19 protein-coding genes and 1 other RNA gene are annotated in these 24,141 nt (G+C 42.5%); 18 read left to right on the top strand and 2 right to left on the bottom strand.

The features are described from left to right. Window positions 1–106: 106 nt before the first annotated feature. The 12 genes from ffs to msrB all read left to right on the top strand — a co-directional run bounded on the left by ffs (window position 107) and on the right by msrB (window position 16,502). Window positions 107–203: signal recognition particle sRNA small type (ffs, locus tag B2863_RS10140), an RNA gene on the top strand. A gap of 268 nt (window positions 204–471) precedes the next feature. Beyond that, window positions 472–1,068, top strand: coding sequence for a LemA family protein (locus B2863_RS10135; protein WP_238068067.1), 597 nt, complete (start codon window positions 472–474; stop codon window positions 1,066–1,068). Between the two features lie 13 nt (window positions 1,069–1,081). Next, window positions 1,082–4,030 (top strand): M48 family metalloprotease, encoded by a 2,949-nt coding sequence (locus B2863_RS10130; RefSeq protein WP_296209998.1) that lies wholly within the window; start codon window positions 1,082–1,084, stop codon window positions 4,028–4,030. Between the two features lie 114 nt (window positions 4,031–4,144). After that, a complete protein-coding gene (locus B2863_RS10125; RefSeq protein WP_296209995.1) occupies window positions 4,145–5,044 on the top strand; it encodes a DNA polymerase III subunit psi in 900 nt (299 codons plus the stop codon). Window positions 5,045–5,136: 92 nt separating this feature from the next. Next, a complete protein-coding gene (serC, locus tag B2863_RS10120; RefSeq protein ID WP_296209992.1) occupies window positions 5,137–6,264 on the top strand; it encodes a 3-phosphoserine/phosphohydroxythreonine transaminase in 1,128 nt (375 codons plus the stop codon). Window positions 6,265–6,571: 307 nt separating this feature from the next. Beyond that, window positions 6,572–8,404 (top strand): extracellular solute-binding protein, encoded by a 1,833-nt coding sequence (locus B2863_RS10115; protein ID WP_296210085.1) that lies wholly within the window; start codon window positions 6,572–6,574, stop codon window positions 8,402–8,404. A 323-nt stretch (window positions 8,405–8,727) separates the two neighbouring features. Next, window positions 8,728–9,507 (top strand): hydroxyacylglutathione hydrolase, encoded by a 780-nt coding sequence (gene gloB / locus B2863_RS10110; protein WP_057760343.1) that lies wholly within the window; start codon window positions 8,728–8,730, stop codon window positions 9,505–9,507. 103 nt (window positions 9,508–9,610) lie between these two features. Beyond that, entirely contained in the window at window positions 9,611–10,681 is a 1,071-nt protein-coding gene (yejB, locus tag B2863_RS10105) for a microcin C ABC transporter permease YejB (protein WP_296209990.1), read from the top strand. 62 nt (window positions 10,682–10,743) lie between these two features. After that, window positions 10,744–11,793 carry an ABC transporter permease gene (locus B2863_RS10100; protein WP_414706934.1) on the top strand — a complete coding sequence of 350 codons (1,050 nt, stop codon included), beginning with the start codon at window positions 10,744–10,746 and terminating at the stop codon, window positions 11,791–11,793. A gap of 1 nt (window position 11,794) precedes the next feature. After that, on the top strand, window positions 11,795–13,474 hold the full coding sequence (locus tag B2863_RS10095) for an ABC transporter ATP-binding protein (protein WP_296209987.1): 1,680 nt from the start codon (window positions 11,795–11,797) through the stop codon (window positions 13,472–13,474). Window positions 13,475–13,757: 283 nt separating this feature from the next. After that, on the top strand, window positions 13,758–15,062 hold the full coding sequence (locus tag B2863_RS10090) for an iron-containing alcohol dehydrogenase (protein ID WP_296209985.1): 1,305 nt from the start codon (window positions 13,758–13,760) through the stop codon (window positions 15,060–15,062). A 225-nt stretch (window positions 15,063–15,287) separates the two neighbouring features. Then, window positions 15,288–16,502 (top strand): peptide-methionine (R)-S-oxide reductase MsrB, encoded by a 1,215-nt coding sequence (gene msrB / locus B2863_RS10085; protein ID WP_296209982.1) that lies wholly within the window; start codon window positions 15,288–15,290, stop codon window positions 16,500–16,502. A 98-nt stretch (window positions 16,503–16,600) separates the two neighbouring features. Here the strand turns inward: msrB and folE are convergent, their stop codons facing one another. Beyond that, window positions 16,601–17,197 carry a GTP cyclohydrolase I FolE gene (gene folE / locus B2863_RS10080; protein ID WP_185156591.1) on the bottom strand — a complete coding sequence of 199 codons (597 nt, stop codon included), beginning with the start codon at window positions 17,195–17,197 and terminating at the stop codon, window positions 16,601–16,603. A gap of 542 nt (window positions 17,198–17,739) precedes the next feature. On the opposite strand from folE, the gene B2863_RS10075 reads away from it, so the two are divergent. Both B2863_RS10075 and B2863_RS10070 read left to right on the top strand, forming a co-directional pair. Continuing rightward, the gene (locus B2863_RS10075) at window positions 17,740–18,549 is read left to right on the top strand and encodes an enoyl-ACP reductase FabI (RefSeq protein ID WP_114700054.1); all 810 of its coding nucleotides are present in this window, start codon (window positions 17,740–17,742) and stop codon (window positions 18,547–18,549) included. A gap of 134 nt (window positions 18,550–18,683) precedes the next feature. After that, on the top strand, window positions 18,684–19,379 hold the full coding sequence (locus B2863_RS10070; RefSeq protein WP_057760330.1) for a YoaK family protein: 696 nt from the start codon (window positions 18,684–18,686) through the stop codon (window positions 19,377–19,379). 94 nt (window positions 19,380–19,473) lie between these two features. Here the strand turns inward: B2863_RS10070 and B2863_RS10065 are convergent, their stop codons facing one another. Then, window positions 19,474–19,626: a hypothetical protein gene (locus tag B2863_RS10065; protein WP_166739249.1), complete on the bottom strand. Its 153-nt coding sequence runs from the start codon at window positions 19,624–19,626 to the stop codon at window positions 19,474–19,476. A 408-nt stretch (window positions 19,627–20,034) separates the two neighbouring features. Here B2863_RS10065 and B2863_RS10060 point away from each other — a divergent pair, with 408 nt between their 5' ends. The 4 genes from B2863_RS10060 (at window position 20,035) to B2863_RS10045 (ending at window position 24,076) form a co-directional block, all read left to right on the top strand. Then, entirely contained in the window at window positions 20,035–21,456 is a 1,422-nt protein-coding gene (locus B2863_RS10060) for an SLC13 family permease (RefSeq protein ID WP_201607218.1), read from the top strand. 158 nt (window positions 21,457–21,614) lie between these two features. Next, window positions 21,615–22,613, top strand: coding sequence for an alpha/beta fold hydrolase (locus B2863_RS10055; RefSeq protein WP_296209975.1), 999 nt, complete (start codon window positions 21,615–21,617; stop codon window positions 22,611–22,613). After that, complete coding sequence (locus B2863_RS10050) at window positions 22,606–23,400, top strand: metallophosphoesterase family protein (RefSeq protein WP_296209973.1); 795 nt, start codon at window positions 22,606–22,608, stop codon at window positions 23,398–23,400. Before B2863_RS10055 ends, B2863_RS10050 begins: the two co-directional genes overlap by 8 nt. Before the next feature lie 85 nt (window positions 23,401–23,485). Beyond that, window positions 23,486–24,076 carry a DUF1543 domain-containing protein gene (locus B2863_RS10045; protein WP_296209971.1) on the top strand — a complete coding sequence of 197 codons (591 nt, stop codon included), beginning with the start codon at window positions 23,486–23,488 and terminating at the stop codon, window positions 24,074–24,076. Window positions 24,077–24,141 lie beyond the last annotated feature (65 nt).

Here is a 24,141-nt window from a genome sequence, read left to right as displayed (position 1 = left end):
GAGCTAATGAACTAAATGACAGTGCTATTTAGGGCCTAAAGCAAACAGTTTTAAGATAGGGGTTGTAAAATTAAAAATTTCTTGTATAATTTGCGACTGGTGGCTCCATTGGTAGCCTCGCAACATTGTTCTATGAATCCCGCCAGGACCGGAAGGTAGCAACGGTAATAGTTATAGTGTGTGCCGAGGATGTGCTGATGGAGTCGCTTTTTTTTGCCTAAAATTTGCTAATTATATTTATAAAGTATCAAAGACATATTTGTAATGTATTAAGCCCTTCATTGTAAAGGGCTTTTTTTGGGTCAAATTTTTGTCTGATGGTTAGCTAATTGCTTATGTAGTTTTCAATTTAATTTCCTGTTCGATTTCCTTTATAGTTCCGATCTAGTTCTAAGGTTTTATTGATTAATATGAGTTAAAATACAATGTATTAACTTTTTATTAACATTCTAGACACCTTGGAGTTTGATTATGAAGATGTTTGTTTGGCTATTCATTGCATTTTTGGTGTTGGTGGTTGTGTTTGGGGTATCCATTTTCAATAGATTGGTACGCGCACGGAACCAAGCAAAGAATGGCTTTGCTCAAATAGATGTGCAATTAAAGCGTCGTCATGATCTGATTCCAAATTTGGTCGAAACTGCCAAGCGTTATTTGAGTCATGAAGAAGAAACACTCACTCGCGTCATTAGCGCGCGCAATCATGCCCAAGATCTACAAGACTCTAATAAGCATCAGCCAGACTCGCTAGAGCATATGGCACTGTTTGCAAAAGCAGAAGGTATGCTGTCTAAAGCGTTGGGTCAATTTTCCGCTGTCGTCGAAGCCTACCCAGAGCTCAAAGCCGATAGTATGATCAAGGAACTCATGGACGAACTAACCAATACGGAAAATCGCATCGGATTTGCCCGTCAGCATTATAATGACAGCGTAATGTTTTATAATAATGATCGCGAAGTCTTTCCTAATAACCTCGTTAGTACGACGTTTGGCTTTCGTCCACTCAGTCCGTTGGTATTTGAAGATAGAGAAGCGATTGCTCAGGCACCGATTGTCAATATGGGCTAAGGTTTAGATAATTTTGGCGAACTCTAGGCAGCCTAATCTGATGGATTTTTTTGGTGAACAGCGGATACGTACGCGGCGCAGTCTATTACTTTATGGACTGTTTTTCCTGATTGTACTTGCTCATATGGCTGTAGGACTGGCTGTCATGTCTATACTGCTGACAGTATTTACAGGCGGCATATATCATTGGGTATTGGTTCTGGTCATTGTCTTGACGTTAGGTAGTTTCGTTGGTGGTAGTTTTTTAGAATATCGACGCCTGCGAGCAGGTGGTCGCGCTATTGCTCAGCGAGTAGGGGCGGTTAGGCTATTCATTGATAACAGCCAAGAAGCATGGGAGCACAGTCAAGGAGTCGCTCATCAACACGAAGCTGAAGAAAAGGTTCGCTATAGTTCACGTCATATAGCAGTACGTGACGAGCGCGATTTTCCGCCCGTTTATCGTCGCTACTATGAAATCGCTCAACAACTGGCCATTGCGGCAGGTTTGCAAACCCCTATTTTGTACGTGCTACCTGACGAGCAGGGTATCAACGGTTTCGTCGCTGGTCGCCATAGCTCAGATATGGTACTCGTCGTTACTCAAGGTGCGTTAGATAAACTGTCTGATGAGGCGCTATACGGACTCATTGGTCATGAATATGGTCATATATTGCACGGTGATGCTACGTTCAATTTACAGCTGATGGTGGTATTGGCAGGCTTGCAGATACTATACGACTGGAGTGACCCAATATCTAATTACCGTTATTTTGATAGCGATAGTATTTCCCAAAAGTTTCTATCACAGAGACAGGTTGATACGCTTGCACGCAATACAGAAGCGCAAACCGCTAATTTCACCACGCATAGTGAATGGGTCGCTTATTGGCAGCAGCAATCACAACAACAGCAGTCCTCAGCCAAGCGTCAGTCTAAATGGGTGCAAACGCCACCTATAATAGATCGTCAAGCCCCGCGTAGTGTCTGGACATTGCTACTGCATGGTTTGAGCTTCTCTAGTATGGCAAGCGCGCAGTTGATTAAGCACAGTTTTAATCGTGAGCGCGAGCTACTTGCTGATGCCACCAGCGTTCAGTTAACACGTATGCCTGCGATTATCGAAACCTTAAAAGCTATTCATCAAGACTCGCTCGGCTCGCGTTTGTCTGGCATCGCCGATATCAATGGACTCAGTCATTTTTTCTTTGCTAGTAGTGGGGCAGACTTGGGTGATGTGTCATGGTTTGCCACACATCCAAGCTTGACTGAGCGTATGAGCGCTATTAATGCGGATGCTTATCATGAGTTTGCGGTACAAGTCGCCAAAGAAAAGCGAATAAATCAGCAAAAGGTCAAAGAAATATATAGGCAACGACGCTTAGGTGATTGGGGGGCAACAAAAGAAAATAGCCTAAGTGAATATTTGCCAGAAAGAAACGTGCAGCATTCGTCAGTATTTGAGACTCAAACAGCTGCAACGATTAATATAAGAGACAATAAACAGATAAGTGACGCAAAAGTTCTTGCTGAATCTATAAGCGAAAATCGTAATAAAGATAATGGCGAATTAGAGATTGATGACGGTTTAGAGTTTGCCGTAGAAGCTGATGTGGTGGTCGATGGGCGGCTTCAAGTACAGGCCGAAGACGTTGGCGTTCATCAGCTATTAAAACCGTGGCAGTCCAAACCTGACGCTGACCTACCAGAAAACACATTAATTGGGTTTAATGATATTAAAAAGGTATCACTACCTCAGTACATACTCAACCATAGTCATCATCCTTTAGGTGCGCTAGCATTAGTCGAAGCTGTCTTGCTTTGTCATCAGTATCAACCCTTATCAACAACTGCCATGTATAGTTTGAATGATATTTGGAATGACGGGCTCTTTGTTGCTACTGACTCGACTTCCCATGAGCAAGTATTGCCGCATAGGATAGATACTAAGCTGATGACAGTAGTAGCCAGTTTGGATAGGCGTTTAGACAGCGCTTTGATTGAACTCGCCTTAAACCAATTGCGTCAAAAGAATTTATCTGAACTATGTATCGAAAATCTAAAGCTCAAAAGTAAACACGATCATAGTCACGACAGTCATCAGTACTATAAAAAACAAGAGAAATGCCGTACGATGTTGTTGCGATATCAGCAGGGCATATTTGAGTTATTTAACCAACAGCTGACATTTGACTTAACCAAAAGCTTAGCTTCTGATTCGTCAGATAAAAATATAGCTAGTGATAGCTCTCATGCAATTGTTCTGAATAACCCATTAGCTTTAGCACAAAAAAAATCGCCAATATTATCACTATGGCAAGCGCTACATTTGCAGCAGTTGCTACCGATATTGTCTAAAGTTTTACAAGATACAGACGCGCAGTCTCTATGGCCGCAAATACTGAAGACTGGTATGGAAGACGTAAGGGCGCAACTAGATCCTTCAAGTCAGGCGTTTACAGGACTTAGTAAATCAGAAGTATCAGTTGTTGTCTTATTGGCTTATCGACTATCAAAAGATGCCAAAGGCCAGATGATCTCACTGCATGACCAATCGCTATTGAGTGAGGGTACTGACAGTGTGGCGCATTATATTGTAGATTTGAGACGGCATGCGCGCTTGATTGATATTGATCTTATGACAGTAAGCGATGTTAATTTACAGTGGCTATTATTGACCGCACAGCACTTGAATAGCATTCAGTTATTGGCGATTATTTCTGCGGTTCCTGTCTCTGCCAATCACTTTATCAAGCGCTTGGTAGGTGATCCGAATGCTGATAATTATCGAGAGAAGCAACAGGATGGTAGTCAAATAGATTATAATGAAAGTGAAATGAGCCAGCCTACTCATAATGAGTATCGCCAATGGCTAAGTACGTTGCATACGGTGATGTTACACGATACGATAATCAGCCAAGATGAATACGATTGTTTGTTGGCAATATCAGAGCGTTGGCTCGGTATTCGACAGCTGTTTTGATGGGCATGTATTTATTACTTAATTGATAGTATAGCGCATGCTTAATGAGAGCTGCCAAAACCATAAAAACATCTATAAATGATATAAACAAAATGAGTAGGATAGTAGAGTCGAATGAGTGATACCCAAGACCCGCTAACTGTATTACAGCGCCGTGTGCAGCAACGCCAAATTCTAGCGATGATAGGTATCAATCAGTGGGTACAACCTGAGTCAGAAACCATCAATATGGCTGACATTGCGACAGCTTCGGTTGAGCAGTCAAATATTGTTTCCACTGATATTGAGTCTAGTAACAATGAAGTAGTGAGCGTTGGAATTTTAGGCACAGTTGATCGATCGACTGATGGTTATGATTACAATGCTAAGGGCTATGTTGCCGATGAGTATGATCCTGATTTGCAAGCTACCGCTGAGCAGACGGCTAGCGAGCAAAGCCCTGTTATTTATAGTTTTGATTCCGTTGATTCAACTACTGTTAGTTCAAGTACTGGGTCTATCTATCATGACATCCCAAGTACTACATCGAACCAAACTGCTGTAACCTCTACGAATGCACCTATTGAGCAACCTCAATTTGCGCAGAATAATTTTCCGCAAAGTAGTTTTCCACAGAGTGCTAGTGATGACAGCATAAATGATGATAGCTTAAAAAAAGTAGCACCATTTGACTTGCAAGGTGGCCGCTATGGTGACTGGGTAATAGTGGTTGATATCAAAGCGCTAAATAGTGACAGTCAGAAACTATGGCAAAACATCATTCAAGCGCTATCAATCACTTGCGAGACAACATCATTCCCGATTTGCGACGGTATGGATACTGCTGAGCTTGCCAATGCCAGTCTTGCAGGATATATCTTTCGAATTGGCCGGAGTGAAGAGATACAAGTTGCTGCACTGACAGCGCTGCCTAACGGCCTCCAACATCCCAATCTGACCACTGTACCGACATTAGAAGAAATGCTCGCAGACAGTGATGCTAAACGTCAACTGTGGGAGCAGATATCTCATTGAGTTGTATGAAAACTAACATCGATACCAATGCCTTTATCAACAAACTGAAATAAAAAGCATCCTTTTATTTCATCATACCTAGGACTGTGATTATGCCTACAACCCCAACGTCTACAGCAACTACTACACCGCATCGCCTGCCAAATTTTTGTGCTGGACCTGCTACCATGCCAACAGCCGTATTAGAGCGCGCACAGAGCGAACTGCTTGATTGGCAAGGTCGCGGCCTGTCGGTCATGGAAGTTAGCCATCGTAGCAAAGAGTATATGGCCATTACTGACAAGGCGGAAGCTAAGCTACGCACGCTTATGGAAATACCAGATAACTATAAAGTGCTGTTTTTGCAAGGTGGCGCTAGTTTACAGTTTTCTGCGATTCCATTGAATCTGTTAAATGGCGGACGCGGTGACTATTTGACGACAGGTGCATGGTCAGGTAAAGCAATCAAGGAAGCCAAGCGATATGAAGCGTTGGGTTTGGGCGAGATTAACCTAGTTGCGACTGGTAAAGAGAATAACTTTACTGACGTACCAGCGCAAAGCGATTGGAATATCAGTGAAGACGCCGCTTATTTTCATTATTGTGCCAATGAAACGATTCATGGCCTACAGATATTTGAGCCGCCACAAGTCGATGCGCCAATTATTGCTGATATGTCATCTTGTATCTTGTCACAGCCGATAGATGTGTCTAAGTTTGGTATGATCTACGCGGGTGCACAGAAAAACATTGGTCCTGCAGGTTTGGTTATTGTCATTATCCGTGAAGATTTGATGGGGCAAGCAAGTGAATGGTGTCCTATGCTGTTGAACTATGAGCATCAAGCTGATAAAGAGTCTATGTCTAACACGCCAGCGACGTATTCTTGGTACTTAGCTGGGTTAGTGTTTGATTGGTTGGAAGAGCAGGGCGGTGTGGCTGCTATCGGTAAAATCAATCAGCAAAAAGCCGATTTACTTTATAAGACAATCGATGAGAGCAGTTTCTATAATAATCCAATAGATTCTAAGTATCGCTCTATCATGAACGTGCCGTTTACTTTAGCAGACAGCAGCCTTGATAAAGTATTCTTAGAAGAGTCAGAAAAAGCTGGCTTGTTAAATCTAAAAGGTCATCGTGACGTAGGCGGTATGCGAGCCAGTATTTACAATGCCGTACCACTTGAGTGGGTACAGCAGTTGGTTGACTTTATGATTGCCTTTGAAAAAAAGCACGCCTAAGCAAAATAATAACTGTTAGCGTATAAAGTTTTCATATATAAACTCATATCGAAAAAGGCGCAACTGACCATGGTTGCGCCTTTTTTATATGTATAAACAGACAGTTTGGTCATGCTAGCGCGTAGTAATAATGGTTTGCCGTGGATATGACTTAATGCTATCACCATGAAGCGATATCCACGGCAAACCATTAGGTTAAAAAACCTAAGTTTGTTATGATAAAATTTTGCTATAACGCTGTTTTGCTGTCAGGCTTTACGTTTTGATATTTATATTGGTTAGCATAGAGGTTTGTTATAACGTCATGATAATAAAAAATGCCCTGTTAAAAGCTGTTTTGCTAACCGTTACCGTCAGCTGGATATCGAGCAGTATCGCTGCACCCATCACGACGACAGCGCTTGGTCACAATAGCTCTACTGAGTATATCAGCGCGCCATACATGCCCTATGCCAATCCAAAAGCGCCATCAGGGGGCACGCTTTCTCTAGATGCTCGCGGTACGTTTAATAGCGCCAATAAATGGATGACTACGGGTGTGGCGATGATTGGCACAGACTATCTGTATGATACTTTGATGACTGGCTCATTGAATGAAGCTTTTACCATGTATCCGCAGCTGGCAAGTAAAGTGACATATGATCCAGATGATACGAGCTGGATTATCTATCATCTCAATCCTGATGCTCTTTTTTGGGATGGGTCTGCTGTGACCAGTCGCGATGTAAAAGCGACTTTTGAGGCGATATTGAATAAAGGCCCCATGTATATTCGCAGTTATCTAAGTGATATCAAAGACATTCAAATCATCAATGATCAACAAGTAAAGTTTGTCTTTGCGTCTACTGAAAACAAAGAGATTTTATTAACCGTTGGACAGTTTCCTATATTTGCCAAATCTTCCATTGATACCGATTTTGAGAAAATCAGCCTATCACCATTGATGGGTAGTGGTCCTTATAAATTAGGTCGAGTCGATGCGGGACGTTCGGTAAGTTATATACGTGATCCCAATTATTGGGGTCGTGATTTGATGGTCAATCGTGGCCGCTACAATTTTGATATGATTAAGTTTGTTTATTATCAAAGCGATGAAATTGCCTTTGAAGGTTTTAAATCTGGTCAATACCGTTTTCGTCCCGAAAACAAAGCATCTAACTGGGTAACTGGGTATAATTTTCCGGCGGTAAAAGCAGGGCTTATCCAAAAAGAGACGATAACCAGTCAAAATCCAGTACCGATGCAAGCATTGGTGATGAATTTGCGCCGTCCAATCTTTCAAGATATCAAAGTTCGCCAAGCACTGACAGCTGCTTATGATTTTGAATGGATGAATAAAACCCTATTTCATGGGCAATATGAACGCTTGCAGAGCTTCTTTCATGGTTCAGAGCTCGCTGCAACGGGTACGCCATCTGATGCAGAGATACAGGTATTGACGCCTTTATTGTCTGAGCTTGAACTGACTCAGCGTGAAGCCACATTAGCAGAATGGCAGCTATCCACCAGTGATGGTAATGGTTTTAATCGTCAAGGATTATTAGAAGCGCGCCAGCTTCTATTAGAGGCTGGGTTTTATTATGAGGATATGAAACTATATCAACTTGATGGATCGCTTGCTCAGATTGAGATTTTGATGACAGGCGAGACCATGGGCCGTGTCTTGTTGCCTTATATTCGCAATCTAAAACGCTTGGGATTTGATGCAACATTGCGCCAAGTCGATGGGCCACAATATTATGAGCGTATGCGCCGTTTTGATTATGATATGGTCGTGGACGTGTTTGCTCAAAGTCTATCTCCTGGTGCTGAGCAAGCGGCATTTTGGGGTAGCGCTGCTGCTGACGAGCCGGGTAATCATAATAGTGCTGGTATCAAGAATGCAGCCGTCGATAAGGTCGTTGCTGCCCTTGGTAATGCTAAAAATCGTGACGAGATCGTACTGTATACGCAGGTGCTAGATCGGTTGTTACGCGCAGGGCATTATGTCGTACCGCTATACGGCAAATCTGGCACCAATGTCGCCTATTGGGATCAGTATCGCCATACTGAAAAACTACCAACCAATGCTGTTGGTATCGATTACTGGTGGGTGGATAAAGAGGCAGAAGGGCGTATCAATAAATATTTAAAACAATAAACAGTATTTACTATAAAGCTTGACCCGATAACAACGGACAGCTGAGCCTATATGTTGTTTTATTAAATATATGCTATTGCTATCAAATAACAGTTAGATTAGGGCGTGTCCTCATTTTAAAAATGGTGATAAAAATGAGATAAATTGCCGTCAAACGAGGAAAATAGTGCAGATAATATCGAGATATTGACCAACTATTTGACGATGTTTGGCAAAATTTAGCTGTTTTTAGCCCATTTAGAGGACACTCGTTTGAATTGAGGACACGCCCTAGATAACTCAAAATAACACGTAACAAAAATAACTACCGGTAAGGACTTAACATGAGTATCCGTATTCACCCAATTAAAGCATTTAGCGATAACTATATCTGGACATTGATTAATGAAAATAATAAGCAGGCGATTGTCATCGATCCAGGCCAAGCCCAGCCGGTCATTGATTATCTAGAGACGCATGAACTGGAGCTAACCTCGATTTGGACGACTCACCATCATCATGATCATATCGGCGGTGTCGCAGAGTTACAGGAATCGTATCCGATGACTCACCTGGTTGCGCATAGTGAGCATGGCGTCGATGAAGATCAAACTATCAAAGATGGTAGCACGGTGAGCGCATGGGGCTGCTCTGCGCAAGTCTGGGATGTGTCAGGGCACACCGCTAGCCATATGGCATATATCTTAGATATCGATGGGCAAAAGCATTGTTTCTGCGGTGATACGTTGTTTAGTGCAGGTTGTGGACGTGTGTTTACTGGTACGATTGAGCAACTGCATGAGAGCTTTAAGCGTTTGAACGGCTTGCCTCATGAGGCGCTACTGTATCCGGCGCATGAATATACGGCCAGTAACCTACGTTTTGGTCTATCTATTGAACCTGACAATGAATCGATGCAGCAAGCCTTAGCACGAGCAGAGGTACAAACTGAACAAGGCATGGCAACGCTACCAGTGACACTAGAGCATGAGCGCACGGTAAATGTGTTTTTACGTACACAAGAGCCGAGTGTAATCGCAGGAGTTAAATCCAAAATGCCTATCGATGATGAGAAGTCGTTAACGGTATTTGCAGCGTTACGTGAGCTGAAAAACAACTTTTAAAGTAAGTTTTTAACAAATAGTTTGCTTTTAAGCACCTATTTAATACACCACAATTCGCTGCTGAACGTCATTGCTATCTCTCTTTATTTAGGAAGTCGCCATTATGGGTCGTTATATCTTAAAAAGACTACTACTGATATTGCCGACACTATTTTTGATATTGCTTGCCAATTTTGTGATCGTACAGGCGGCACCGGGCGGGCCTGTTGAGCAGCAGCTGGCACTTATTGAGCAGGGCGCAAAAGATAATGCGCTTGGCGGTAATATTGGTGCGGGCAGTGCAGGTGGCAACGACAGTACTTATCAAGGCACGCGTGGTCTCTCTGAGGAGATGGTCGCTGCGATCAATTCTCAATATGGCTTTGATAAATCCGCTCCAGAGCGATTTTGGCTCATGCTAAAGAACTACGCTCAGCTAGATTTTGGTGAGTCGTTTTTTAAAGGGCAGTCGGTGACCGATCTTATCATAGAGAAGCTGCCAGTCTCGATATCGCTTGGGCTGTGGAGTACGTTGCTCATCTATATGATCGCTATTCCGCTAGGCGTCTATAAAGCGATGCATCATGGCTCAGGCATTGATAAAGCCACTGCTATGCTGCTAGCGATCGGACATGCAATACCTGTGTTTGTCTTCGCAGTGATTTTACTGGTTTTCTTTGCAGGTGGCAGCTATTGGAATATCTTTCCATTACAGGGACTGACGTCCGAAAATTTTGATCAGCTAAGCGCGCTTGGTAAAGTAAAAGATTATTTTTGGCATTTGGCGTTACCGCTGCTGGCAAGTACTGTAGGCGGTTTTGCAGGTTTGACCTATCTGACCAAATTCAGCTTTTTAGAGGAGCTGGGCAAACAGTATGTACTCACTGCTCGTGCTAAAGGCTTAGGTGAGCGTCAAGTACTATACGGACATGTTTTTCGCAATGCGATGTTGATTATTATCGCAGGTATTCCGGCCGCTATCGTTGGTATCTTCTTTGCCGGTAACTTTTTGATTGAAATTATCTTTAAACTTGATGGCCTCGGTTTACTAGGTTTTGAAGCCATTCAACAACGCGATTATCCAGTGATATTTGGCACACTATTTATCTTTACCTTAGTGGGGCTGCTACTGCAGTTAATCAGTGATTTGAGCTATCACTTAATCGATCCTCGTATTGACTTTGAGGGGCGCTAATGTCAAATAATCAACCTTCACCAAATCGCAGTACTATTAATAGCGAACCAGATAAAGCGCCAATGCCTGAGCAGCTATCTACCACAAAAAAGCAACGCTTGAACCCTATCTGGCAAGCACGACTCAATCGCTTTCGTCAAAATAGACTTGGGATGATATCGCTGTTTGTTTTCGCAGTGATATTTGTTATTTGTATGGCAGCTAACGTCATTGCCAATGACAAACCTTTACTGGTTCAATATCAAGGCGATTATTACTTTCCGGTATTAAAAGCCTATCCTGAAACGACGTTTGGCGGTGTATTTGAGACCGAAACCAATTATAAAGACCCTGCAGTGCAGTCGCTGATTGATGAGCAAGGGTTTTATATAATGCCGCCTATTCCGTTTGCCGACCAGACGCCCAACGTCGAGCTTGGTCTGCCTTATCCAGCAGCACCCAATGCTCAGAACTGGCTTGGTACTGATGATATGGGACGTGATGTGCTGGCACGGATACTTTATGGTATGCGAGTGTCGTTACTGTTTGGTCTGGCCTTGACGCTTGCGGGTGCACTGATTGGGATTATCGTCGGTGCGGTACAAGGTTATTATGGCGGCTGGGTAGATCTGGCAGGGCAGCGATTTATGGAAGTATGGGGCGGTATGCCTCAGCTGTTTATGATTATTATTTTGGTCAGTCTGTTTAGTCCCAGCATTATTATGCTGTTCGCCATGATGCTACTGTTCGGTTGGATGGGTTTGGTCGGTTTGGTACGGGCAGAGTTCTTACGAGCCCGCAACTTTGACTATGTGCGAGCTGCACGCAATTTAGGTGTTTCGGACAGCCAAATCATGCTTAGACATATCTTACCCAATGCGTTAGCTTCTAGTTTGTCGCAGTTGCCATTTATTCTAACGGCCAATATTATCGCTTTGACTGCGCTGGATTTCTTGGGATATGGATTGCCACCTGGCTCGCCGTCTCTTGGTGAGCTAATGGTACAAGGGAAGAACAACCTTGATGCACCTTGGCTTGCCTTGTCAGGATTCTTTAGTTTGACCTTTATTTTGTCATTGCTCATCTTCGTCGGCGAAGCGCTGCGTGATGCATTTGATCCGAGGCGTTCTTAATATGACTAAAAATATTGTCGCCACTAAGCACAGCAATGCGCCAAATGAAAGTCTTCATCGTGCACAAGATAAGCTCATGCTAACTGTAGATAGATTAACTATCACGACGACTACAGGCATCCAGTTGGTCGATGCGCTGTCTTATGAGTTAAGACAAGGGCAAACCTTGGCCATCGTTGGTGAGTCAGGCTCTGGCAAGTCAATTGCCAGTCTTGCGCTACTAGGGCTGTTACCAGATAGCCTCACCGTTACTGGTGAGGTGCGGCTTGCAAGTACAACAGGCATGTCGACCTTGTCCATAGCGAATGATAAGGCGCGTAATGCCGCATTACGTGCTATTCGTGGACAGCGTATCGGTATGGTATTTCAAGAACCAATGACCGCACTAAATCCGTTGCATACGGTCGCCAAACAAATCGCTGAATCGTTGCGTCTAGTTGGCGTGCCTAAGAAGCAATGGCAAGAAACCATCATTGCTTTGCTAAATGATGTCAATATTACAGATCCTGCTGACAAGTTGAACCGTTACCCACATGAGTTATCAGGCGGTCAGCGTCAGCGAGTAATGATTGCGATGGCATTGGCTCAGCAGCCTGATATTTTAATTGCTGATGAGCCAACGACTGCGCTCGATGTTACCTTGCAACATGAGATTTTAGCGCTACTAGATGATCTCAAAAGCAAGCACAATATGGCGATGATATTAATCAGTCATGATCTCAATTTGGTCAGGCGCTATAGTGATGAGGTCATCGTTATGCGCCAAGGTCAAACCATCGAACAGGGTCAAACGTCAGCGGTATTTGATCAGCCTAAAGCTGATTATACCCGCACACTTATCAAGCAAGACTTTGGGCAAGCATTAACCATAGAAGACGATAACGCAGATAAACAATCAATCGTATTAGAAGTGACGCGTCTTAACGTACAGTTCCCAATTGAAAAAGGTCTGCTTGGAGGTACCAAGCGCTGGTTCGATGCGGTCAAAGATGTCGATATGACGCTACAAAAAGGCCAAGCATTGGGTATCGTCGGTGAGTCTGGCTCTGGAAAAACCACCATTGCGCTGGGGCTTAGCCAACTACTGAGCAACCAAGCACGTGTGAATGGGCAGATAGTGGTCAATGGTCAAGATATCTCAGTATTGTCCAAAAAAGCACTACGTAATTTCCGCTCGCAAATTCAGATGGTATTTCAAGATCCATTTGCCAGTATTAATCCGCGTATGACAGTCATGCAAATCGTTGAAGAGGGATTGCTAGTACAAGGCGTGGATAAAGTCGCCCGTCAGCAAGCGGTGCTAGATAGTCTTGCTACGGTACATTTGCCTTTAGCATTTGCGCAGCGTTATCCTCATGAGCTGTCAGGTGGTCAGCGTCAACGCGTGGCGCTGGCGCGTGCCCTCATTATGAAACCAAGCTTACTTATATTGGATGAGCCGACCTCTGCGCTCGACAGTACCACACAGGTCACAGTAGTTAGTTTATTACGTGAAATACAAGAAAGACTAGAAATCAGTTATGTCTTTATTAGTCATGATCTCAAGGTAGTACGTGCACTGTGTCAGCATATCATGGTGTTAAAACAAGGCACTTGCGTAGAATCTGGACGTACCGAAGATCTTTTCAATCATCCACAACATACTTACACTCAGCAATTATTAAGGGCAAGTACTGACTAGTTTAAACGACTTACTGTAGCCACTTAGATTGATCAATCAAACTAAGCGACTAAAATAAGCGGCTTGGTATAAAATTGACACATCACAGTTCATAATAATAGCGACATAACGAAAAAAGCAGTGGTACAATAATTTTAGAGAGCTGCCCATTTTATAATGCTGTGATGCGTATCTTTATACATTCTGGCGCTCGTAAATTAGTAATATTTAACTGGCTGGCAAAAACGGTCTTTAACGGTCTTTATTGTAGTTAAAACCATCATTAAAAAGGATTTTTGTGCTCATGAAAACACAAAACAGTATTACTAAATTGGTAAAGAACAACAGTTTGCAGCATGCTGGTTATTTGGCTGTGGCTAAGACTCGGGCAAAGGTATTAAAAGCAGTATCTTATGTGATACCTATCAGAAGACCGATGTTATTCGTTGGCGAGACTGCCTGTGACGAGCTATGCGATATGCTTATCAATGAAGGCAATACCAATGTGTTTATTGTCACGGATGCAGTGCTCAACAAACTGGGTATACCTGCGAAAGTCACTGATTATCTAGATGCGAAAAATATCAGTTATCACATCTATGATGGTATTACGCCAGATCCTACTTTTAAAGTAGTTGAAGAAGGGCTCCGTCAATCTATAGAGGCCAATTGTGACTCTATCGTAGCCATTGGCGGCGGCTCAGTGATCGATGCGGCCAAAATGATAGCTATGTCTCAAGGCAACAAGTGCAAGCCAAAGCAGCTAATCGGTATTCTTAAAGCAAGAAAGCCCGCGACGCCGTTATACTGCGTACCAACGACAGCTGGCACGGGTTCAGAGGCGACACTTGGTGCAGTAGTATCGGATGATAAAACGCATCAAAAAGCATTGTCTATTGATCCAAGAATGGTACCACTAGCCGCTGCGATTGACCCAGTTATCATGAAAGGCATGCCAGCCCATATTACAGCAGATACTGGTATTGATGTATTGACCCATGCCTTAGAAGCATGGATGAGTGCCAATGCCAGCGTAGAGACAGATTACTATGCAGCCTCTGCCGTAAAATCTGTTATGCATTATCTACCACTAGCTTATAAAGATGGTGGTAACCTAAAAGCAAGAGAAGAGATGGGTATCGCTGCTCATTATGGCGGGATCGCCTTTAACAAAGCAGGTCTGGGCTATGTGCATGCTATCGCGCATCAGTTAGGCGCTTACTATAGTATTCCTCATGGCCGTGCTAACGCCATCGTGTTGCCTTATGTGCTCGACGTCAATCGCAAAGCGAGCAAAAAAAGACTGGCTGCATTGGCGAAAAGAACCGGTATGGTACAGGATGGTCAAGCAGGCAATGGCGATAGTGAGATAGCAGATCACCTTATCACCCAAGTTAGAAACTTGATTGTAGATCTAAATATTGATCCGACTGTCAATGGTATGCAAACCAGCGACTTTAATGATATTGCAAAGGCAGCTGCAAAAGAAGTCAGTGATACTTATGCCGTGCCAACCTATCTGTCAGCAACTGAAATGAAAGAAATTCTAATGAAGATTAAGCAGGCAAGTGACGAACGTGCTGATAAAGATAGCCAAAAATCTTCATAATTCTATGTTTACATTGATAACCTTACGATAAATAAAAGCCCATTACTTTTTTGAGAATGGGCTTTTTTAACCCATTTAGATGACTATCGATTGAATTGAGGACACGCTCTAAACCCAGTTGCTAAAAAATATCTTAATAAACTGTAAATATATAACAGTATAGGAATGTTTCAGTGATACAAAAGCGTTAGGATGTTTAAAGGATATTACGCTTAGGAGATTTTTATGAACCGCATATTACCATCTAAAATCATAGGGTTAGTTATCATAGCGAGTAGTGCGATTTACGCAGGCTGCGCATCAACTGAAAACAGCTCTACTGTAAAGAACACAACTGCCGCTAACCCATATGCACCGACTACACCAGGATTGGCAGTAGCCACAGTAGCGGGTGGGTGTTTTTGGTGTGTTGAAGCAGGTTATGAAAAAATCCCTGGCGTGGTAGAAGTCGTGTCTGGCTATACGGGTGGCACCGCTGAAAACCCAACCTACAAGCAGGTGTCAGCAGGTGGTACTGGGCATACAGAAGCGGCGCAGGTGTATTATGATCCTAAGAAGATTACTTACAATGGCATAGTACAGGCGCTATGGAGAATCGCTGATCCTACTGATGATAAAGGGCAGTATGTTGATCGCGGCACACAGTACCGTCCCGCTATTTTTTATAACAATGCGCAAGAAAAGCAAATCGCAGAAGCAGCCAAGCAATCCCTGCAAGCATCTGGTGTGTATGACAAGCCAGTAGTGATTGAGATTGTACCTGCTAGCACTTTTTATCCTGCTGAAGAGTATCATCAGGATTATTATAAAAAGAACCCGATACGCTATAAAGCTTATACCTTTAATTCTGGTCGCTATCAATTTATCGAGAGTGTCTATGGTAAAAACTATGAGCTTGATTTTAGTAAGTTTACGCCCGAAGCAGATAGCACACAGCAAGTGACGCCAAATAACACATCAGATAGCAAAGTAAGCAAAGGTTTTAACCCAGATACATTTGTAAAACCTTCACAAGATGCGCTAAAGAAGTCCCTTAGTGATATTCAGTACAAAGTCACTCAAAAAGAAGGTACCGAGCGCGCCTTTGATAATGAGTACTGGGATAATAAAGAGCCTGGATTGTACGTGGACGTCGTATCTGGTGAGCCACTGTATTCTTCGCGTGATAAATATAAGTCTGGTACAGGTTGGCCGAGCTTTACTCGCCCATTGGATACGAGCTTAGTGGTTGAAAAGCCAGATAGAGGAATATTTGGAACCCGTACTGAAATTCGTAGCCGTTACGCGGACTCACACGTGGGCCATGTATTTGATGACGGTCCAGCACCGACAGGTAAGCGCTATTGCATGAACTCAGCAGCGCTCCGCTTTATTCCGCTTGCAGATATGGAAGCTGCTGGTTATGGCGATTGGATAGATGATGTAAAACCAATTGGTTAGTACTATTTTTCCATCACTCAGTCAAATAAAAAGGACGCATCATATGCGTCCTTTTTGTTTAGTTATTATTCGCAACAGCCTAAGCAATTAACAGCCAATTAAAACGCTGGCTGACGCTTAGGTACAGCGCCCAAAAATTCATTACGTGCTTGATTATTGTGTTGATACTCGCCAAGCATCGCGGTGCTACGCGTGGTTGAATGTTGTTTGCTAACGCCGCGCATCATCATACACATGTGCGATGCATCCATAACGACTGCGACGCCGCGGCAGCCAGTAACATCCATAATGGTCTGTGCAATCTGCTCACTTAGGTTTTCTTGTATTTGCAAACGGCGGGCAAACATATCGACGATACGGGCAAATTTTGACAGTCCCAAGACTTGGCCGTCAGGTAAGTAGCCGATATGAGCGACACCATGGAACGGTAGCATATGATGCTCACATAGTGAATAAAACTCAATGTTCTGTACCAGTACCAGCTCGCGATTGGCTGATGGAAACACAGCATCATTGACCACTTCATCTATACTTTGATGATAGCCTTGGGTCAGATGGGCAAAGGCCTTTGCAGCACGTACAGGCGTATCTAGCAAACCCGGACGATCTAAGTCTTCGCCAGTTGAAGCAATCAGTTGGCGATAGGATTCGGTACTTTCTTTATAATCTGGGGTTATGATGGGGGTGTTACTCATAAGTTTGGCAGCCATCCAAAATGTGGGTGTAGCTTAACGTTGAATCCTATCGTGTGAGGACTCTTATAAAAATTGTGCAAGCTGGGAAGGGCTGTGATTATACTCGAAATCTGCTGAACTTCATACTGCTGTGGCTAGCAGTTGAGTCTTTAATCAATAAAGGGGTGCTTGGTACTTAATCGAAACGGTTGTAGTGTTAATATTCGAAGTGCAATTTTTCTCATAAAATAAGCAAACTACTATAGTCTGAGTATTTTATCGTGAAGCGTTGATGCTAAAATGGAATCTAATAACTCGCGAAAAACTCTCACTGTCGATACTACTTCAAGTGATAAACTGCTATTGGTCATTTTGACATTATCGGTTGTTTGTATTAGTCAATCCGATAACAAGAACCAAATACAGTTTACGACTGTTTACTTAAATTAATTCGTGTATAATAACTCATCTTTTCATTTGTACTATTTAGTAGTCTCAATCTTCTAATTACTCTAAATAAATTCTTATTCTAAATCATCTCGATTGATTCAAAAGGAAATCTTATGCTATTGCAAGGACAACGATTTGTCGTAACTGGCATCGCAAGTAAACTCTCTATCGCTTGGGCTATCGCAGAAGCGCTGCACCGCGAAGGGGCTTCACTAATCCTGACTTACCCGAATGACAAAATCAAAAAACGCGTCGATATGGCCGCTGAAAAATTTGAAGCAGATTTGGTTCTAGAATGTGACGTAGCTTCTGATGAGTCGATAGCTGCATGCTTTGAGCAAGTGACTGCTCACTGGGGCGACGGTATTGATGGTGTGGTACATGCCATTGGTTTTGCACCGATGGATCAGTTGGATGGGGATTTTGTTAGCGCAACGACTCGTGAAGGCAGTCACATCGCGCATGATATCTCTAGCTACAGCTTTGTTGCACTGGCAAAAGCAGCTCGTGAGTTACTAGCGATGCGCCATGGTTCTATGTTGACATTGACCTACGAAGGCAGCATTTCAGTATTGCCAAACTACAATGTCATGGGTATGGCAAAAGCTAGTTTAGAAGCCAGTGTTCGTTATTTAGCAACGTCTATGGGCGGTGAAGGTATCCGGGTTAATGCGATATCTGCAGGTCCTATCCGCACGCTAGCGGCTAGTGGTATTAAGTCTTTCCGTAAAATGCTTGATATCAGCGAAAAAATTGCGCCACTACAACGCAACATCACACAGACAGAAGTAGGTAACGCCGCATTGTTCCTATTGTCGCCTTGGGCATCTGGTATTACAGGTGAGATTATGTTCGTTGATGCAGGTTTCAATACAGTAGCTATCAGCGAGCAGTTGATGATGCTTGATGAACCAGCACAGTAATTGTTATAGATGATTCGTTTGATAATAGAAAAGACAGCCAATTGGCTGTCTTTTCTAGTTATACTATGAGTCTTTTTGGCTACGTGCTTTTTTAGCAGTGTACACTTTTAGTTAAGTGCCTTTGAGCGAGGGATATGATAACCAAGTTACCAAAGTGGATACTATGGGGCGGGGCGGTATTGGCCTTTAGTGCTGGTTGCGTGAATACGACGGCGTTAATGGGGTTTGCCAATTTATCAGTGTCGCACGTCACGGGCAATGTGAGCTTGTTTGCAGCGGCAATCGCTCATTCAGACGCGCGTAGTATTTTATATATTGGTACCTTGTTGCTGTCCTTTTTGGCAGGGGCTATACTAAGCGGCTTTGTCATTGGACAGACATCATTGAAACTCGGTCGTCGTTATGGACGAGCGCTATATCTAGAAGCAGCACTACTGTTGGTTAGCTATTGGTTGTATCAGCAGCATGATTACTTAGGGCAATTAGCAGCAGCAATGGCATGTGGACTGCAAAATGCGATGGTCGCAACTTATAGTGGGGCGGTCATTCGGACCACCCACTTGACAGGGCTGACCTCAGACATGGGGGCGGCAATTGGTAATTGGCTTGCTGGTCGTTCTATTAGTAAGCCAACCTTAGGGTTTCAAGCCATTATCTGGTATTGTTTCTGCGGTGGTAGCGCAGTAGGCGCTTTCTTGTTTGCAAAAGTCAGCTATGATGCTTTGTTTGTTCCCATCGCCATTGTATCGACAGCAGCATTTGTATACAACTATGTCTCAGATCATCTGCCAGAGGTGAGAGAACCAAAAAAAGATAGGCGCTTATCATAGTGATAAACGCCTATCGTGCCTATTATTAACTGTATTGGTTTTTTGCATGTTTATTTAGGTGTAGAATAGCGAGCTATCAAAACATGCTTTGGTCTTATTCTTTATGATCTTCGTGCTCATGCATCCCTTGCATCATATCGAGCATAGAGTCGTCAGTACGTTGTTGATCTTCTTTGGCTAGGCCATCTTGATTGATGTCTTTTGGTGCCATTTTGGTCGTTGAGTCCGTTTTATTTGAGTCTGTCATAAAGTACTCCAGTGTTTTTATTTACTTCTTAATAGAGATGTTTTAATTAAATCTTTATTTGTTGACGCTCGTATTTAGTAGCGCTTGGCTTTTATTTAACTTATCTAGTATGCAATGTGGTCATAGTCTTGTACATATACAGAGTACACTTGTTTAGTGACTATGTGTAACTGATGCTGCACTTAACGCTGCAACTAATAATGAAGCCAGTTACATGGCTAATGATGAAGTTTACGAATTACCAGCATAAGTTGTAGAAAGACGAGTTTTGACGTATATATCTCAAGTGATGTCTACATATAATTAGATTCACCTCAATGGTAATGTATTTATCAAAATACATTAACCGATAATTTATGTTTTATTTTTAGGTTTCTTACACCGTCTTTGATTCAATAAGGACATTCTATGTCAGAGCAAAAGCTAGATAGCCATCTTCCTAATGATGGCAATGAATATTTATTTACTGATACTTTCCCAAAAGGTACAGGCAAAGGGCTGATCGTTGTCGCGATTGCCGCGATTATTGCGTTGATTATTTACAATGTGTTGCCGTTCGACATCAATGCGAATAAAGGTCTCGCAGTCCTGTTTTTTATTGGGGTACTTTGGCTTACAGAAGCTGTGCACGTCACCATAACAGCGCTACTTGTCGTAGTAATCGGTGCCTTGGTTGGCATACCAGACTTCGATGCTGAAATCGGTCTGCAAAGCTTTGCCAATCCTACTATTTATCTGTTCTTTGGTGGTTTTGCTTTGGCAGCAGCATTGCATGTGCAGCAGCTAGATAAAAAGATCGCACTAAAGATTCTATCGATGTCTGGTGGCAAACTGAGTACAGCTGTATTTTTGATATTTGGTGTGACGGCATTTTTGTCGATGTGGATATCGAATACTGCTACAGCTGCGATGATGCTCCCATTGGCACTCGGTATCTTGACGCAAGTTGATCGTGAAAAAGACCGCGGTACGTTTGTTTTTGTACTATTAGGTATTGCTTATTCAGCCAGCCTTGGTGGTCTAGGTACGATTGTTGGTTCGCCGCCCAATGCTATTGCCGCAAAGGCGCTCGATATTGCCTTTGTAGACTGGATGAAGTTTGGTATTCCGATGATGTTGGTACTGTTACCATTATTGTTGGGTGCGATGTATGTGTTCCTAAAGCCGAACCTAAATCGTACCATTGTCCTAGTTGATGATGCACCGATTGCTTGGAACAAGCCACGTATCGTCACTATCATCGTCTTTATCGTTACGGCATTGAGCTGGATATTTTCCAAAAAGATTGGTGCAGCTTTAGATATTACGGACACTGATGCTATCGTTGCACTATCAGCAGCAGCAGCGGTAGTAAGCTTAGGATTGGTATCTTGGAAGCAAGTATCAGACAATACGGATTGGGGTGTGCTCATGTTGTTTGGTGGTGGTATTGCGCTATCGACAATTTTGAAAGTATCTGGGGCGTCTTTGGTACTAGGGGAAACCGTAGCAACTGCGCTGTCTTCTGCACCACTTATCATTGTGATGATGGCAGTCTCAGCATTTATTATTTTCTTGACAGAATTTGCTTCCAATACTGCCTCGGCAGCATTGTTAGTGCCTGTATTTGCCGCTATTGCAGAGCAGATGGGTTTGCCACATGAGGTGCTCGTATTGGTCATCGGTATTGGTGCATCGTGTGCTTTTATGTTGCCAGTTGCCACACCGCCAAATGCTATTGTGTTTGGTACAGGTTTGATCAAGCAAACAGAAATGATTCGTACAGGTATCATATTAAATATCATTGCTACTATCGTTATCGGGCTATGGGCGTACTTTTTCTTGATATAATCAAGTAGTCATTACAATCCTAGTCATATCTGCTTAGTATAAGTGAAACCCCGATGTTCAAGACAAATTGAACGTTGGGGTTTTTTATGGCTTATCATATAAGCTAACGGTATAGAATGTTTATTATTAACGTCATCTTATTAAATGGATTTGATCACATGACACAGTACTTATTAAAAGCAACTGTTCTGATATTACTAGGCGCAATTGCCGTGTTAATGGTATTTATAGCAAAATATTGGGCACCTGATCGTACCATCGCTGAGCTAAAACAATGGCAACTACCTAACAGCGAATTTATAGACATACAAGGTATGCAAGCGCATGTAGCGCAGTCAGCTAATTGTTATACACACCGTGGCAATACAGCCGAAAAAAACCGACCCGAAACAATCGTTTTATTGCATGGTACATCGGCAAGTTTGCATACATGGGAGGGCTGGACCAAGGCGCTGTCTGATCAATACTGTGTCGTGAGCATGGATTTGCCAGGGTTCGGTTTGACCGGTCCTTACGTGGACGAAAGCACACAATATAGTAGCGAAAATTATGCGGCATTTGTCATTGAAGTACTCAATCATTTGAAGCTGGACCGTGTCACGCTAGCCGGTAATTCATTAGGAGGTAAGGTAGCGTGGCGCACCGCCGCTTTGTATCCTGAGCGTGTCAGTCGATTGATATTGGTAGACTCAGTTGGTTATCCAGCAACGCCAAAACATGTCCCCGTTGGTTTTAAACTTGCTAAATATCCAATGATGTCACCAATTTTAAATCGTATCCTACCCAGAAGTGTTGTTGAGAAAAGCGTTTTAAGCGTGTATGCAGACAATAGCAAAGTCGATGAGAAGTTGATTAACAGATACTATGAATTGACCTTGCGCCAAGGTAATCAGCAGGCTTTGAGTCGTCGCCTAAATGAGACTGATGATGACAGTGATCAAGCTCAAATAAAGCAGCTGGACATACCGACTTTGATCTTATGGGGTGCAAAAGATGATCTTATTCCTGTAGAAAACGCCGCATTATTTCATAGAGATATACGTAATAGTCAGCTTAAGATATTTGATAACTTAGGTCATGTACCGCACGAAGAAGATCCGTTAGCAACCGTTGACGTTGTAAAGCAGTTTTTGATTAGTGAGTCAGGAAATGGATAACTTAGAAAAGAAACAGATAACAACCATCGCTGCAATTTCAGATGTTCATAGTAATGTCTACGCCTTTGAAGCTGTGCTTGCGGATATAAGATATCGAGATGTTGATCAGATTGTCAATCTTGGTGATATTTTATATGGGCCAATAGCGCCTCATGCTACTTATGAGCTATTAATGGCAAATCGAGATGATATTATTACCATTAGAGGTAATCAGGATAGACAGATTTATGAAGCCACTACGGCAGAAATTGCTAATAATCCAACCATGGGTTTTATTATCAAAGATCTCTCTAAAAAAGCGATTGAATGGATGCGGTCTTTGCCATTTGATTTTCATGTAAGTGAGGATGTATACCTCTGCCACGGTTCGCCGACCGATGACATGATATATTTACTAGAGGATATCGAAACGGGTCAACCAATAGTGCGTAATGATGCGACTATATTGGCATTACTTGATGGTATTGATAATGATGTTATCTTATGTGGTCATACACACATCCCGCGAACAGTAGTACTGTCGTCAGGACAAACTATTGTGAATAGTGGTAGCGTTGGCTATCCAGCTTACGAAGATGATTTGCCTATTATTCATAAGATGCAAACTTATTCGCCTCATGCTAATTATGCTCTTATCAAGTGTATTGAGACTCAACAAGGTAAACATTGGCAAACAGAGCATGTCAAAGTGGCTTATAACCATGAAGCAGCAGCAAATATGGCTCTAAGAAACGGACGTGAAGATTGGGCATTTGCATTGAAGACGGGTAGAGTAGTTCCAGTATGACAGTACTTAAAAACATTCTATTCTAGCAATGATAGCATTACCTTTAGATTAACTATGGATTTTGATTTAATAGAGATTACGTAAAATGCTAACACTATATATGGTTCAACTGGGCGGTCGTCCTAAAGGCCGTCTGATTGAGCAACACGATATTTTCTTTGGCGCAGCCTATCAAGTGAGTGACTTGATAGGAGATATCAATGAACATTGGCCTGAGGTAAAAAATAAATGGCATATTGATTCATATCGTGCGATTACTAAAGTGGGTAATTATGCCATCAAGTTAATTGAATCAAGTGAGCAATTAAAGGCTGCTACTGACTTAAAATTATTCTTTATCAATCTAGGTGGCTATCAGCAGGACAATTTTGAAGAATTCCATTATAAGCTACTCATCGTTGCACCTAACCAAGCTGACGCGATCAAACAAGCGAAGAAAAGTGATTTTTATAAGCAATTTACTTTTAAAGATGAAACGTCACCTTTTAATGCAGCTTCTCATATTGATGATAAGTTTGCAGTAGATATAGATGACATATATAACGTAAACGATCTTATTTCAAGTGTTCAGCTTTCGATTGAGCCTATTAGTGATACAGATGAGCTGAATGCTTACGAGGACAAAGAGTACGTCGGCTATCTAAGTATCAAGAATTTAAAGAAATTGGCGCTATAATAGGTTTATCTAAAGCTTATAAAAGTAGATTTATATATACCTGATTAAATGAACTTAATGGATAG

Origin of the sequence: Psychrobacter sp. UBA3480, from assembly GCF_002377945.1 — a bacterium.
Lineage (GTDB): Bacteria > Pseudomonadota > Gammaproteobacteria > Pseudomonadales > Moraxellaceae > Psychrobacter.
This window is presented reverse-complemented; position numbering and strand designations above follow the sequence as displayed.